12 protein-coding genes and 1 tRNA gene are annotated in these 14751 nt (G+C 70.8%); 8 read left to right on the top strand and 5 right to left on the bottom strand.

What is annotated here, in order from left to right:
• Positions 1–20 precede the first annotated feature (20 nt).
• Entirely contained in the window at positions 21–1178 is a 1158-nt protein-coding gene (locus N5I75_RS27915; RefSeq protein WP_476681786.1) for an acyl-CoA dehydrogenase family protein, read from the top strand.
• Between the two features lie 4 nt (positions 1179–1182).
• Here the strand turns inward: N5I75_RS27915 and N5I75_RS27910 are convergent, their stop codons facing one another.
• From N5I75_RS27910 to N5I75_RS27895, 4 genes are all read right to left on the bottom strand, one after another.
• Entirely contained in the window at positions 1183–1530 is a 348-nt protein-coding gene (locus N5I75_RS27910) for a rhodanese-like domain-containing protein (protein ID WP_476681784.1), read from the bottom strand.
• Between the two features lie 232 nt (positions 1531–1762).
• Complete coding sequence (locus N5I75_RS27905; RefSeq protein WP_476681782.1) at positions 1763–2590, bottom strand: J domain-containing protein; 828 nt, start codon at positions 2588–2590, stop codon at positions 1763–1765.
• A gap of 232 nt (positions 2591–2822) precedes the next feature.
• A complete protein-coding gene (locus tag N5I75_RS27900; RefSeq protein ID WP_476681780.1) occupies positions 2823–4271 on the bottom strand; it encodes a DUF2252 domain-containing protein in 1449 nt (482 codons plus the stop codon).
• Positions 4272–4485: 214 nt separating this feature from the next.
• Positions 4486–4806: a winged helix-turn-helix transcriptional regulator gene (locus N5I75_RS27895; RefSeq protein WP_476682347.1), complete on the bottom strand. Its 321-nt coding sequence runs from the start codon at positions 4804–4806 to the stop codon at positions 4486–4488.
• Between the two features lie 276 nt (positions 4807–5082).
• Between N5I75_RS27895 and N5I75_RS27890 the strand changes: the two genes are divergently transcribed.
• A complete protein-coding gene (locus tag N5I75_RS27890; RefSeq protein ID WP_476681778.1) occupies positions 5083–5736 on the top strand; it encodes an FMN-dependent NADH-azoreductase in 654 nt (217 codons plus the stop codon).
• Positions 5737–5851: 115 nt separating this feature from the next.
• Here N5I75_RS27890 and N5I75_RS27885 read toward each other — a convergent pair.
• Positions 5852–5935, bottom strand: a tRNA-Leu gene (locus N5I75_RS27885).
• A 552-nt stretch (positions 5936–6487) separates the two neighbouring features.
• On the opposite strand from N5I75_RS27885, the gene N5I75_RS27880 reads away from it, so the two are divergent.
• The 6 genes from N5I75_RS27880 (at position 6488) to pknB (ending at position 14727) form a co-directional block, all read left to right on the top strand.
• On the top strand, positions 6488–7342 hold the full coding sequence (locus N5I75_RS27880; protein ID WP_476681776.1) for an FhaA domain-containing protein: 855 nt from the start codon (positions 6488–6490) through the stop codon (positions 7340–7342).
• A gap of 10 nt (positions 7343–7352) precedes the next feature.
• The gene (locus N5I75_RS27875) at positions 7353–7871 is read left to right on the top strand and encodes an FHA domain-containing protein FhaB/FipA (protein WP_476681774.1); all 519 of its coding nucleotides are present in this window, start codon (positions 7353–7355) and stop codon (positions 7869–7871) included.
• Positions 7872–8008: 137 nt separating this feature from the next.
• Positions 8009–9577, top strand: a complete 1569-nt coding sequence (locus tag N5I75_RS27870) for a Stp1/IreP family PP2C-type Ser/Thr phosphatase (RefSeq protein WP_476681772.1) — start codon at positions 8009–8011, stop codon at positions 9575–9577.
• 24 nt (positions 9578–9601) lie between these two features.
• Positions 9602–11032, top strand: a complete 1431-nt coding sequence (locus N5I75_RS27865) for an FtsW/RodA/SpoVE family cell cycle protein (RefSeq protein ID WP_476681770.1) — start codon at positions 9602–9604, stop codon at positions 11030–11032.
• On the top strand, positions 11029–12489 hold the full coding sequence (locus tag N5I75_RS27860) for a peptidoglycan D,D-transpeptidase FtsI family protein (RefSeq protein ID WP_476681768.1): 1461 nt from the start codon (positions 11029–11031) through the stop codon (positions 12487–12489). Before N5I75_RS27865 ends, N5I75_RS27860 begins: the two co-directional genes overlap by 4 nt.
• A 213-nt stretch (positions 12490–12702) precedes the next feature.
• Positions 12703–14727, top strand: a complete 2025-nt coding sequence (gene pknB, locus N5I75_RS27855; protein WP_476681766.1) for a Stk1 family PASTA domain-containing Ser/Thr kinase — start codon at positions 12703–12705, stop codon at positions 14725–14727.
• The last annotated feature ends 24 nt before the right edge of the window (positions 14728–14751 follow it).

Genomic DNA, 14751 nt, shown 5'->3' with positions numbered 1-14751 from the left:
CGGAACGGGAGGACAGCCCGGTGGACTTCACCTTCTCCGAGGAACAGCAGGCGGCCGTCGAGGCGGCGCGGGCGGTGTTCGCGCCGGTCGTGCCCGACGCGGTGCCCAGTCCCGCGCTCACCTCCGGTGCCGTGGCCGACGACTTCGACCGTGCCCTGTGGACCAAGGCGGCCGAGGCCGACCTGCTGAGCCTGTTGATCGCGCCGGAGTTCGGCGGCGCGGGTCTCGACGCCATCGCGCTCTGCCTCGTCCTGCGTGAGGCGGGGAAGGTCCTGGGCCGGGTGCCGCTGCTGGAGCACAGCGCGGCCGCCGCGACCGTACAGGCGCACGGGGGGCCGGAGTTGCGGCGGGAGCTACTGCCCGGCGCGGGGCGCGGCGAGACCGTGCTGACCGTCGCCTCGGCCGGACGCACCGGCCACGACGGGGCCGACCTCGCGGTCACCGCCCGCCGCGCGCCGGACGCGGACGGCGGCGACGGCTGGGTGCTCGACGGGATGCAGACGGCCGTCCCCTGGGCGTGGAACGCGGACCGGATCGTCGTCCCCGCCCACACCGCCGAGGGCACCACCGTGCTCGCGCTGCTGCCGGGACCGGCCGCCGACGTCGCGGGCCGCAGCCTCGCCGAGCAGTTCTCGACGACCGGCGAGCGCCTGGCCGAACTCCGCCTCGAAGGCGCCCGTACCGCCTCCCACGAAGTCATCGAGGACCCCGCCGCATGGCCCCTGCTGCACTCTTTGCTGACCACCGGCACGTGCGCGCTCGCCTTGGGCCTCGGTGAACGCGTCCTGGCCATGACCAGCGACTACGCAAGCAAGCGCGAGCAGTTCGGGCATCCGATCGCCACGTTCCAGGCCGTCGCCGTGCAGGCCGCCGACCGTTACATCGACCTGCGGGCGATGGAGGTCACTCTGTGGCAGGCGGCCTGGCGGCTGAGCAGCGGCGCCCCGGGCCAATTGCCGCTCGCGGGGGACGTGGCGGTCGCCAAGACCTGGGCGTCGGACGGCGTACGGCGCATCGTGCAGACCGCGCAGCACCTGCACGGCGGCTTCGGCGCGGACACGGACTATCCGCTGCACCGCTACCACGCCTGGGCCAAGCAGCTGGAGCTCGCGCTCGGGCCCGCCGCCGCCCACGAGGAGGCACTCGGCGACCTCCTCGCGGCCCACCCCCTGGGCTGAGGGGTCAGACGACCGAGCCCGGCTGCCCGTTGTCGTCCACGACGGGGCGGCCGGCCGCCTCCCACGCCTGCATGCCACCGTCCACGTTCACCGCGTCGACGCCCTGCTGCACCAGGTACTGCGTCACCTGGGCGGAGCGTCCGCCGACCCGGCACAGCACGTGGACCCTTCCGTCCTGCGGCGCCGCCTCGGTCAGCTCGCCGTAGCGCGCGACGAAATCGCTCATCGGGATGTGCAGCGCGCCCGCGGCGTGACCTGCCTGCCACTCGTCGTCCTCACGGACGTCGAGGAGGAAGTCCTCCGCCTTGAGCTCGTCGACACCGACGGTGGGCACCCCAGAACCAAAAACCATGCACCCGACGCTACCCGACCGGCCAGGGCACCCGGGCCCGGGCCCGCGCACCAGCCGCACCCACTTGAGCACCACCTCCGGGAGGCAGCCAGCCGCCATCCCGCCGACGCCGCACCCGGCGACCAGTCACCGCCACAACCGCAGCCGCAGCCGCCCGCCCGATGCCCTGAGAAGACAGCCGGTCACGCCCACCCGGCGGACATCAGCGACTCGCTCCCACCCGGCCGACGCCTCAAGAAGTGGTGGTCAACCGGTCCAGCTCGGCCTCGCGCTCCGCGACCTGCGCGAGCAGTTGCTCGGCGATCTCGTCGAGCAGCGCGTCGGGGTCCTCCGGCGCCATCCGGAGCATCGCGCCGATCGCGCTCTCCTCCAGCTCCCGCGCCACCGTGGCCAGCAGCTCCTTGCGCTGGGCCAGCCACTCCAGGCGGGCGTACAGCTCTTCGCTCGGCGTCGGCTCCCTCTCGGGCGGCACCGGGCCCGCCGCCCATTCCTCGGCCAGCTCGCCCAGCAGGGCCACGTCACCGCGCCCGTACGCCGCGTTCACCCGCGCGATGAACTCGTCCCGTCGGCCCCGCTCCTTCTCGTCCTGGGCCAGGTCCGGGTGGGCCTGGCGCACCAGCTCGCGGTAAAGCTTGCGGGCCTCGTCGCTGGGCCGCACCCGCTGCGGGGGCCGCACCGACTGCCCGGTCAGCATCGCGGTGGCCTCGGGGAACAGCCCGTCCCCGTCCATCCACCCGTGGAAGAGCTCCTCGACGCCGGGCATCGGCATGACCCGCGCCCGTGCCTCATCGGCCTTGCGCGCGTCCTCGGGGTCGCCGGTTCGCGCCGCCGTGGCTTCCGCGATCAGCGCCTCCAGCTCGTCGAGCCGCGTGTACATCGGCCCGAGCTTCTGGTGGTGGAGGCGCGAGAAGTTCTCGACCTCGACCCGGAACGTCTCCACCGCGATCTCGAACTCGATCAGGGCCTGCTCGGCGGCGCGCACCGCTCGCTCGAGGCGCTCCTCGGGCCTCTCCCGGGCCTGCTCCTCCGGTTGCTCCGCCACATCGCTCTCCGAGCTCATCACCCACCCAGCCTAGGGCACGGCCCTACGAGGCCCACGCCCTACGCTCACCGCAGCCCGTTCACGGCGGGACAGCCCACGCTCACCCCACCCGCTCCGGCACCCGTTCACGGCGGGACACCCCACGCTCACCCCGCCCGCCCCGGCACCCAGAAACAGCCGCACCCCGCAACAACCCCGGCCCCGCCAGCCCCTCAAACTCACACCCCCTCAAACTCACACCCCCCAAAAATCAAACCCCGCTCTCCGCCGCGACCCGCCCACCCCGAACCCCCCGCACAAGCTCCGCGTGATCCGCCTCGGTCCGGTCCGCGTAGGTCACGGCGAAGGACGCCATCGCCTCGTCCAGTTGCTCGTTCTTGCCGCAGTACCCGGCGATCCGGCGCGGGTCGGCGCTGTGGGCGTGGGCGCGGGCCAGGAGGGCGCCGGTCATGCGGGCGTAGTCGTCGATCTGGTCGGCGGCGAGTTCGGCCGGGTCGACGCTGCCCTTGCGGTTCCTGAACTGCCGCACCTGGAAAGGACGCCCGTCCACCGTGGTCCAGCCGAGCAGGATGTCGCTGACCACCTGCATCCGCTTCTGCCCGAGCACCACGCGCCGCCCCTCGTGCTCGACGGCGGCCGGTTTGAACCCGACCGCCGGCAGATGCGGGAGCAGCGCGGACGGCCGCGCCTCCTTCACCTGCAGCACGAGCGGCTCACCCCGGTGGTCCAGGAGGAGCACCACATACGACCGGGTCCCCACACTCCCCGTGCCGACGACGCGGAACGCCACGTCGTGGACGGCATACCGCGCGAGCAGCGGCAGCCGGTCCGGCGACACGGTCTCCAGGTATCCGCCGAGCGAGGCCGCGACCGCCTCCGCCTCGGCGTCGGGTATGCGGCGCAGCACGGGCGGCGCGTCGACGAACCGGTGCCCGCCCTCCTCGTCCGCCTCCGTGGACCTGGCGGCGAAGCGCCCACTGGTGTTGTGCCGGGCCTTCTCGGAGATCCGCCGCAGGGCGCCGACCAGGTCCTGCGCGCCGGCGTGCGAGACGAGCCGTTCGTCCGCGATGGCGTTCCAGGCGTCGAGGGCGGGCAGCTTGGCGAGCAGCCGCATGGTGCGCCGGTAGGAGCCGACCGCGTCGTGGGCGGCCGTGCGGCACACGTCCTCGTCGGCGCCCGCCTCCCGTCCGGCGAGGACGAGCGAGGCGGCGAGCCGCTTGACGTCCCACTCCCAGGGCCCGTGCACGGTCTCGTCGAAGTCGTTGAGGTCGATGACGAGGCCGCCGCGCGCGTCCCCGTACAGCCCGAAGTTCCCGGCGTGCGCGTCGCCGCATATCTGGGCGCCGATGCCGGTCAGCGGGGTGTGCACCAGGTCGTGCGCCATCAGCCCGGCGGAGCCCCGCAGGAAGGCGAAGGGCGACGCGGTCATCCGCCCCACGCGCATCGGCGTGAGCGCGGCGATCCGGCCCCGGTTGGACTCCTCGACGGCCCGCACCGCGTCCGGCCGGTCCGCGCTCACCTCGAACCCGGCGTGCGAGGACCTCGGCACCCGCTGCCGCAGCGCCTTGCCGGCCGCCTTCGGCGACTCCTCCGGCTCCTTGAAACCGTCCGCTCCGCGCTCGGCCCGCCCCGCGAATCCGGCCACCCGCGGCAACCGACGCACCGCCCGAGCCGCACCACCGCGCCGCACCACCGTCATGCCAGCCACCTCCCCGACGCCCACCCGCACGCGACCAACCCCGTACGGGACCGCGTCCGCCCACGCCTGCCGTCGACGTCCACGCCACGCCTACCGTCGACGTCTACGTCAACGTCCACGTCTTCGAATCCGGCCACGACCGTACCGCCGCCCGGAGAACCTCGTCAGAGCCTGTGGACAACCAACTTGCTGTGGAAAACCCCGCGGCAAGCGCTCAGGTCCGGAACTCCGCCGGACACGTCCCGCCCTCGGCCGCCAGATACTTCTCCGCCCACGTCCCCAGCTCGGACAGCGACGGCTGCAGCGCCGAGCCCGCCGTCGTCAGCCGGTACGAGACGCGCAGCGGCGGCCCCTCGTCGACCTGGCGTACGACGAGACCGGCCGCGCCCAGCTCGGTGAGCCGGTCGGAGAGCATGCGCTCGCTGATCCCGGGGATGGCCCGGCGCAGGTCGGCGAAGTACACCGGGCCCTGCATCAGGACGGACACGATCAGCCCGGTCCACCGCTTCCCGAGCAGCCCGAAGACGCGCGTCATCCCGACGTCGACCCCGGTGCAGCCCTGGGGTTCGTGGGAGGCGCCCGCGCCCGCCCCGTTCGTCTCTTCCCCGATGTCCGCCATGGGTCCAGGGTACTGCGCTCACGTATGGGGGTGAGAAAAAGTAAGTACCTGTGCTATTACTAGTGACGTACTGAACTGCACCGCTCCACCAGGGCGCCGCACCACCAAAGCGCCGCACCACTAGGGCGCCGCACCACCAGGGCGCCGCTTCACCAGAGCCCCGCTCGACCAGAGCCCCAATGGAGGCACCCCATGGCCACGCTGCTGCACATCGACTCGTCCGTCTTCACCGGTTCCGCCTCCGCCTCGCGCGCCGTCACGGAGGCGTTCCGCAAGGCATGGCAGGAGCAGCACCCGGAAGGCACGGTCATCTACCGCGATCTCGGCGCGGAGCCGGTGCCGCACATCACCGCCGACTCCCACAGCGCCGGCTTCGCCGACCCGGCCACGCACACGCCCGAGCAGAGCGCCGCCTTCACCGCGCGCGTGCGGCTCATCGAGGAGCTGGAGCAGGCGGACGCCGTCGTCATCGGCGCCCCGATGTACAACTTCACGATCCCGTCGACGCTCAAGGCGTGGCTGGACAACATCATCCTGATGGGACGCACCGCGGGTACGGAGACGCCGTCCGCGCAGGGCAAGCCCGTCACCGTCGTAGCCAGCCGCGGCGGCTCCTACGCGCCGGGCACCCCGCGCGCGGGCATGGAGTACGTGCAGAACTACCTGGAGGCCGTTCTGCGGGACGCGCTCGGCATGGACCTGGAGTTCATCGTTCCCGAGCTGACGATGGCCCCGGTCAACCCGGCCATGTCCGAGCTGCTCCCGCTCTACGAGACCTCCCGCGCCGCGGCGCTCGAGTCCGCCGAGGCCAAGGGCAAGGAGCTGGCTTCCCGCCTCGCCGCCTGACTTCGGCCCGCAGGTGACATACGCCACAGGGCGCCCCGCCCGCGTGCACGCGCGCGTAGGGCGCAGGGCAAAGCAAAAGCCCCGCAGATCCGAAGATCTGCGGGGCTTTTCGCTGTGCGCGAGGGGGGAGTTGAACCCCCACGCCCTTTCGGGCACTGGAACCTGAATCCAGCGCGTCTGCCTATTCCGCCACCCGCGCATTGGGTGCGTCTTCCGGTCTCTCCCTTGCGGGGTGAGCGCCTTCCGACATCCAGAAGATTAGCACGCTGCGGAGGGTGGATTCACATCCGTTTCCCCGCCCCCCTGGCGGGCACCTGACAGTGCGTACCGCGCCGGGACCTCGGGCGCACCGCGCACCGGCCCCGGCCCGTCCACCGCACCGACCTTGTACCGAACCTGGCACGGAACCGCACCGAAACGCAGCACGGCCCCACCCCGGAACATCCCACCGAACCGGCACGGAACCGCACCGAAACGCAGCACGGAACCCGCCCCGCGCACGGCCCCGCCCCCGCCCATCCGGGCCCGGCTCGTCCGTACCCCGCCGTCTCCACAGCCGCGTACGGGACACTGTCCCGAGGCCCCCTCTACGATCCTCCGTAGAAGGGCTGTCGGAGCAGGCTGTGAGCGTCGACACTCATCGGCCGGGCTGGCAGGGGGAACCAGCCGATTTCCCGGCGCGTGGATACGATCAGTAAGCAGTACCGAGGCAGTACGCAAGAAGGCAGCGCTACGAAGGAGGAGGTGCCCCATGGGAGTCCTGAAGAAGTTCGAGCAGCGGCTCGAGGGTCTGGTCAACGGCACCTTCGCCAAAGTCTTCAAGTCCGAGGTGCAGCCCGTCGAGATCGCGGGTGCGCTGCAACGCGAGTGCGACAACAACGCGACGATCTGGAACCGTGAGCGGACGGTCGTCCCCAACGACTTCATCGTGGAGCTGAGCGCGCCGGACTACGAGCGCCTCAGCCCCTACTCGGGACAGCTCGGCGACGAACTGTCCGGCATGGTGCGTGACTACGCGAAGCAGCAGCGCTACTCCTTCATGGGCCCCATCAAGGTGCACCTGGAGAAGGCGGAGGACCTGGACACGGGTCTGTACCGGGTACGCAGCCGCACGCTCGCCTCGTCCACCAGTCAGGACCGGCCCGACCGCCCCACCGCGCCCAGGCCGAACCAGGCGCCCGGCGGCTACAGCTACCCGCAGGCGGCTGCGACCGCCGCGCCGCCGATGCCCGCCGCGCCGCCGCCCGGGCGGCCGGCCGCGGCACCGGCGCACCAGCCCTCCGCCGCGCCGCAGCGCCCCGCCGCGGGCGCGATGCCCGGCACGCGCGTGCGGCACTGGATCGAGATCAACGGCACCCGCCACCAGATCTCCCGGCCGACGCTCGTTCTCGGCCGTTCCACCGAAGCAGACGTACGGATTGACGACCCCGGCGTCTCGCGCCGGCACTGCGAGATCCGGACCGGAACGCCCTCGACGATCCAGGATCTCGGGTCCACCAACGGCATCGTGGTGGACGGGCAGCACACCACCCGCGCTACGCTCCGCGACGGCTCGCGGATCGTCGTGGGCCAAACCACCATCGTTTATCGGCAAGCCGAAGGGTGAAGCGGGGGCAATGTCAGAGCTGACCCTGACGGTCATGCGGCTGGGTTTCCTGGCCGTTCTGTGGCTGTTCGTGATCGTGGCCGTCCAGGTCATCCGCAGCGACCTGTTCGGGACGCGTGTCACCCAGCGCGGAGCGCGCCGTGACACCACGCGTCCCCAGCAGACGGCCCGGCAGGCCGCCACGCCGCCGGCGCCCCAGCGCCAGCAGCAGGGCGGCGGCCGGCAGCGCCGTGGCGCGCCCACCAAGCTGGTCGTCTCCGAAGGCACCCTCACGGGTACGACGGTGGCGCTGCAGGGGCAGACGATCACGCTCGGCCGCGCACACGACAGCACGATCGTCCTCGACGACGACTACGCCTCCAGCAGGCACGCCAGGATCTATCCGGACCGGGACGGCCAGTGGATCGTCGAGGACCTCGGGTCCACCAACGGCACGTACCTGGACCGGACCCGTCTCACGACCCCCACACCGGTCCCGCTGGGCGCACCGATCCGCATCGGCAAGACCGTCATCGAGCTGCGGAAGTAGTGCTGCATCATGAATGAGCGCGAGCGGAGCGAGCGAGCCGGCGCGGCGGTCCACGAACAGGACAGCGGCCCGCTCCCGACCGGAGGGTGGGCACCGTGCGGATGTACCCGGAGTCGGAACCGACGGGGCAGGTGCGCATGAGCTTGTCACTGCGCTTCGCCGCCGGATCGCACAAGGGCATGATCCGCGAGGGCAACGAGGACTCGGGCTACGCCGGTCCCCGGCTGCTCGCGATCGCCGACGGCATGGGCGGCCAGGCCGCTGGTGAGGTGGCCTCGTCCGAGGTGATCTCGACGATCGTCGCGCTCGACGACGACGTGCCGGGCTCGGACATCCTGACGTCGCTCGGCACCGCCGTGCAGCGCGCCAACGACCAGCTCCGCATGATGGTCGAGGAGGACCCCCAGCTCGAGGGCATGGGGACCACCCTGACCGCCCTGCTCTGGACCGGCCAGCGCCTCGGTCTCGTCCACGTCGGCGACTCGCGCGCGTACCTGCTGCGCGACGGAGTCCTCACGCAGATCACGCAGGACCACACGTGGGTGCAGCGCCTCGTCGACGAGGGCCGCATCACCGAGGAGGAAGCCACCACGCACCCGCAGCGCTCGCTGCTCATGCGCGCGCTCGGCAGTGGCGACCACGTCGAACCGGACCTCTCCATCCGTGAGGTGCGGGCCGGCGACCGCTATCTGATCTGCTCCGACGGCCTGTCCGGCGTCGTCTCCCACCAGACGATGGAGGAGACCCTCGCCAGCTACCAGGGCCCGCAGGAGACCGTCCAGGACCTGATCCAGCTCGCCCTGCGCGGCGGTGGCCCGGACAACGTGACGGTGATCGTCGCCGACGTCCTCGACATCGACAGCGGCGACACCCTCGCGGGCCAGATGTCCGACGCCCCCGTGGTCGTCGGCGCGGTCGCCGAGAACCAGCACCAGTTGCAGGACAGCGGCGCCATGGAGACCCCGGCGGGGCGCGCCTCCAGCCTCGGGCGCCCGGCCCACGGCCAGGGCGGCGGCGAGTTCGGCCCGCCCGGCAGCGGCGACACCGACGGCTACGCGCCCGAGGGGGGCTTCGGCGCGTACGCGGACGAGGACTTCGTCAAGCCGCGCCGCGGTCGCAGGTGGGTCAAGAGATCCCTCTACACCGTGCTCGCGCTCGCCGTCATCGGCGGCGGTCTGTACGGCGGTTACCGCTGGACCCAGACGCAGTACTTCGTCGGCTCGAACGACGACCACGTGGCGCTCTACCGCGGCATCAACCAGGACCTCGCCTGGGTGAGCCTGTCCAAGGTGGAGAAGGACCATCCGGAGGTCGAGCTCAAGTACCTGCCGCCGTACCAGAAGAAGCAGGTCGAGGCGACGATCGCCGAAGGTGACCTGGCGGCCGCGCAGGAGAAGATCGACGAGCTGTCCGCGCAGGCCGGCGCGTGCAAGAAGCAGGCCGAGCGGGAGCAGGCCGCGCAGAACCAGAACAACGCGAAGACCGGCGAGGGCGAAGCCGGCGGGACCACGGGCGGCACCAATGCCGCCTCCAAGGCGTCCTTCCAGAAGGAGACGGCGCCGCCGACCCCGTCGAATCCGTCCAGCTCGCCCGACCCGTCCCGTTCGCCGTCCGGCAAGGCGAAGTCACCGTCACCCACGCCCACCCCTGGCCCCACTCTTTCCGAGGAAGAGCAGCAGCTGGCCAAGGCGTGCGCGCAGCAGTAGAAGCCTTGGGGGCCACAGCACGCCATGAGTAGTAGTTCCACGACCCATACGTCGACCATCGGCGCGATCGGCGCGCCCAGCCGGCGCAACACCGAGCTGGCGCTCCTCGCGTTCGCCGTGGTCATCCCCGTCTTCGCGTACGCCAATGTCGGCCTGGCCATCGACGGGGAGCTCCCCGCCGGTCTGCTCGGGTACGGACTCGGCCTCGGCCTGCTCGCGGGCGTGGCCCACATCGTCGTACGCAAGTTCGCGGCGTACGCGGACCCGCTGCTGCTGCCGCTCGCCACGCTGCTGAACGGGCTCGGCCTCGTCGTCATCTGGCGGCTCGACCAGTCGGAGCGGCTGCAGCGCCTGGGCAAGCTGGCCTACGGCGCGTTCAGCCCGTCCGCGCCCAAGCAGCTGCTGTACTCGGCCATCGGCATCGCCCTGTTCGTCGGCGTGCTGATGCTGCTCAAGGACCACCGCATCCTGCAGCGCTACACGTACATCTCGATGGTCGGCGCGATCATCCTGCTGCTGCTGCCGCTGGTGCCGGGGCTCGGCCAGAACATCTTCGGCGCGAAGATCTGGATCCACATCGGTGGTTTCTCCATCCAGCCCGGTGAGTTCGCGAAGATCGTCATCGCGATCTTCTTCGCCGGCTACCTGATGGTGAAGCGGGACGCGCTGGCGCTCGCCTCGCGCCGCTTCATGGGGATGTACCTGCCGCGCGGGCGCGACCTCGGCCCGATCATCGTCGTCTGGGCGATGTCGATCCTGATCCTCGTCTTCGAGACCGACCTCGGTACGTCGCTGCTGTTCTTCGGCATGTTCGTCGTGATGCTGTACGTCGCCACCGAGCGCACCAGCTGGATCGTCTTCGGTCTGCTGATGTCCGCCGTCGGCGCCGTCAGCGTCGCCAGCTTCGAGCCGCACGTGCAGGAGCGCGTCGACGCCTGGCTGAACCCGTTCTCCGACTCGGTCATCGCCTCCACGGGGTCCGACCAGATCGCCCAGTCGCTGATGGCGTTCGGCTCCGGCGGCGTCCTTGGCACCGGGCTCGGCCAGGGCAACTCCGACCTGATCGGCTTCGCCGCCAACTCCGACTTCATCCTCGCCACGTACGGCGAGGAGATGGGCCTGGCCGGTGTCATGGCCGTCCTGCTCATCTACGGGCTGATCGTGGAACGGGGCGTGCGCACCGCCCTCGCCGCGCGCGACCCGTTCGGCAAGCTGCTCGCGGTCGGCCTGTCCGGCGCCTTCGCGATCCAGGTGTTCGTCGTCGCGGGCGGCGTCATGGGCCTCATTCCGCTGACCGGTATGACCATGCCGTTCCTCGCCTACGGCGGCTCGTCCGTGATCGCGAACTGGGCGCTCGTCGGCATCCTGATCCGGATCAGCGACACCGCCCGCCGCCCGGCCCCCGCGCCCGCCTCCAACCCCGACGCCGAGATGACCCAGGTGGTCCGACCGTGAACAAGCCCCTGCGCCGTATCGCGATCTTCTGTGGTCTGCTCGTCCTCGCGCTCCTGATCCGCGACAACTGGCTCCAGTACGTCCAGGCCGACTCGTTGCAGAGCAATGAGAAGAACCGCCGCGTGACCATCGAGCGCTACGCCCAGCCGCGCGGCGACATCATCGTCGACGGCAAGCCGATCACCGGCTCCGAGGCGACGTCCGGCACCGACCTCAAGTACAAGCGGACCTGGAAGGACGGGCCCATGTGGTCGCCCGTCACCGGTTACGCCTCGCAGATCGTCGGCGCCACCCAGCTGGAGTCGATCGAGGACGGCATCCTCACCGGCAACGACGACCGGCTCTTCTTCCGCCAGACGCTCGACATGATCACCGGCAAGAAGAAGGAGGGCGGCAATGTCACGACCACCCTCAACGCCAAGGCGCAGAAGGCCGCGTACGACGGTCTGAAGACCCGCGGCAAGGGCGCCGTCGCCGCCATCGAGCCGTCCACCGGCAAGATCCTCGCGCTGGCCTCCACGCCCTCGTACGACCCCTCGGTCTTCGCGGGCAACTCCACCAAGGACAGCAAGACCTTCGGCCAGCTCGACAAGGACAAGGACAAGCCGCTCCTGAACCGCGCGCTGCGCGAGACGTACCCGCCGGGTTCGACGTTCAAGCTGGTCACGGCCGCGGCGGCGCTGGAGAGCGGCAACTACGACCCGGACAAGGCGACCGAGACGCCGCTGCCGTGGACGATGCCGGGCACGCAGACGCCGCTGAAGAACGAGGGCAACATCCCCTGCGAGAACGCGACGCTGCGGGTCGCCCTGAAGGTCTCCTGCAACACCGTCTTCGGCAAGATCGGCTCCGACCTCGGCAATGACGCGATGGTCGAGGAGGCCGAGAAGTTCGGCTTCAACAAGGAGCAGTTCGTCCCGGTCCGCTCCAACGCGTCGAACTTCGACGACGACATGAACCAGTCGCAGACGGCGCTGTCCTCCATCGGCCAGTACAACACCGCCGCGACCCCGCTCCAGATGGCCATGGTCGCCTCGGCGATCGCGAACGACGGCAAGCTCATGCAGCCGTACATGGTCGACGAGCTGAAGGCCCCGAACCTCGACACCATCGAGAAGACGGAGCCCAAGGAGATGAGCCGGCCGCTCTCCGAGCCGAACGCGCAGAAGCTCCAGTCGATGATGGAGACGGTCGTCAACGACGGCACCGGCACCAACGCGAAGATCCCCGGCGTCACCGTCGGCGGCAAGACCGGTACCGCCCAGCACGGCGTCGACAACAGCGAGAAGCCGTACGCCTGGTTCGTCTCGTACGCGAAGACGGACTCCGGCTCGCCGGTCGCCGTCGCCGTGGTCGTCGAGGACAGCGCGGCCAGCCGCCAGGACATCTCTGGTGGCGGTCTCGCCGCCCCGATCGCGAAGAGCGTGATGGAAGCGGTCATCGGCACCAAGGGGTGACCCGCGCGGCAGGGGCCACCGGGGAGGCCACCGCCTCCCTGTGACCCCGGTCACCCGCATCGCACAGAGACGCACGTGGCGGTACCGGTCCTGTCACGGGTCACCCTGGTGGCCAGGTCACGTCGGGCAGGCCGGGTACGGTATGCCCGGACAGCACACCGCCCGACCCCGCACGGGACGGTCGGGACCGACGGAGAGGGCTGGTAGGTAACCATGGAAGAGCCGCGTCGCCTCGGCGGCCGGTACGAGCTGGGCCACGTGCTCGGCCGTGGTGGCATGGCCGAGGTCTACCTCGCGCATGACTCCCGGCTGGGGCGCACGGTGGCGGTGAAGACGCTGCGGGCCGACCTCGCACGCGACCCGTCGTTCCAGGCCCGGTTCCGCCGGGAGGCCCAGTCGGCCGCCTCGCTCAACCATCCCGCGATCGTGGCGGTGTACGACACGGGCGAGGACTACGTCGACCAGGTCTCCATCCCGTACATCGTGATGGAGTACGTCGACGGCTCCACGCTCCGCGAGCTCCTGCACAGCGGCCGCAAGCTGCTGCCCGAGCGCGCCATGGAGATGACCATCGGCATCCTCCAGGCCCTGGAGTACTCGCACCGGGCGGGCATCGTCCACCGCGACATCAAGCCCGCCAACGTGATGCTGACCCGCAACGGCCAGGTCAAGGTCATGGACTTCGGCATCGCCCGCGCCATGGGCGACTCCGGCATGACGATGACGCAGACCGCCGCGGTCATCGGCACCGCCCAGTACCTCTCCCCCGAGCAGGCCAAGGGCGAGCAGGTCGACGCCCGCTCCGACCTGTACTCGACGGGCTGCCTGCTCTACGAGCTGCTCACCGTGCGGCCGCCGTTCGTCGGCGACTCCCCGGTGGCCGTCGCCTACCAGCACGTACGCGAAGAGGCGCAGCCGCCCAGCGTCTTCGACAACGAGATCACGCCCGAGATGGACGCGATCGTCCTCAAGGCGCTCACCAAGGACCCGGACTACCGCTATCAGTCGGCCGACGAGATGCGCGCCGACATCGAGGCCTGCCTCGACGGCCAGCCCGTCGCCGCGACCGCCGCCATGGGCGCGGTCGGCTACGGCGCGAGCGACGGCTACGGGAACGACCAGCAGACGGCGATGCTCCGCCCGCAGAACGGCGCGGCGCCCACCTCCATGCTGCCGCCCGTCAACCCGGACGACGGCGGCTACGGCTACGACGACCGGCCCGACCGGCGCAAGCAGGGCAAGAACCGCACCTCGACGATCCTCCTGGTCGTCGCGGGCGTCCTCGTCCTGGTCGGCGCGATCCTCATCGGCAAGTACGTGATGAGCGGCGACGGCGGCGGGGACGGCGACGTCGATGTGCCGCTTCTGGTCGGCGAGACCTTCGAGGGCGCCCGGCAGAAGGCCGAGAACATCGACCTGAAGGTCGTGCGCGGCGACAGCATGCCGTGTGAGGACCAGCCCGCCAAGAAGGTCTGCGAGCAGGACCCGAAGGACGGCCAGGTCGCCAAGGGCGACACGATCACCGTCCGGATGTCGACGGGTGCGCCGAAGGTCGCGGTCCCCGATGTGCAGGGCCTGTCCTACGACGAGGCCGAGAAGATGCTCAACGACAAGGGCTTCACCAACATCAAGAAGGAGACCCAGGAGTCCGAGCGGACTCCGGGCAAGGTCATCGACCAGAACCCCAAGGGCGACGACAAGGTCGAGAAGGGTACCGAGATCACCCTGACCGTCGCCACGGAGAAGGCGACGACCACGGTCCCCAACGTCTCCGGCGGCAACCTCACCTGCGACCAGGCCACCGCGCAGCTCCAGGCCAGCAACCTCAAGGCCAGCTGCACCGAGGTGGAGAACGGCGACGTCGAGGCCGGCAAGGTCTTCGAGCAGAACCTCGCCGCCGGCACCACGGCCGACCCGGGCTCCACGGTCCAGCTGAAGTTCGCCAAGGCGCCCGCGCAGCTGCAGATTCCCGGGGACCTCGGGGGCAAGAAGCTCAAGGACGCGAAGCAGCAGCTGACCGGCATGGGGCTGCAGGTGCAGGTCTCCGGCTCCTCCGACGACAACGCCACGGTCGTCGCGAGCCAGCCGGCCGCCAACAGCACCGTGAAGAAGGGCGACACCGTCAACCTGTTCACCACGCCGCCGGCCGGTGGCGACAACGGCGGCGGTGACAACGGCGGCGGCGACAACGGCGGCGGCTTCATCGGCGGCAACTTCGGCCGCGGCAACGACGACTGACCCGGCACCGCAGCAGCACACGAC

The sequence above is a fragment of the Streptomyces sp. R818 genome, assembly GCF_056172735.1.
The sequence above is the reverse complement of the archived record's forward strand: the minus strand, read 5'-3'. Positions and strand labels throughout refer to the sequence as shown.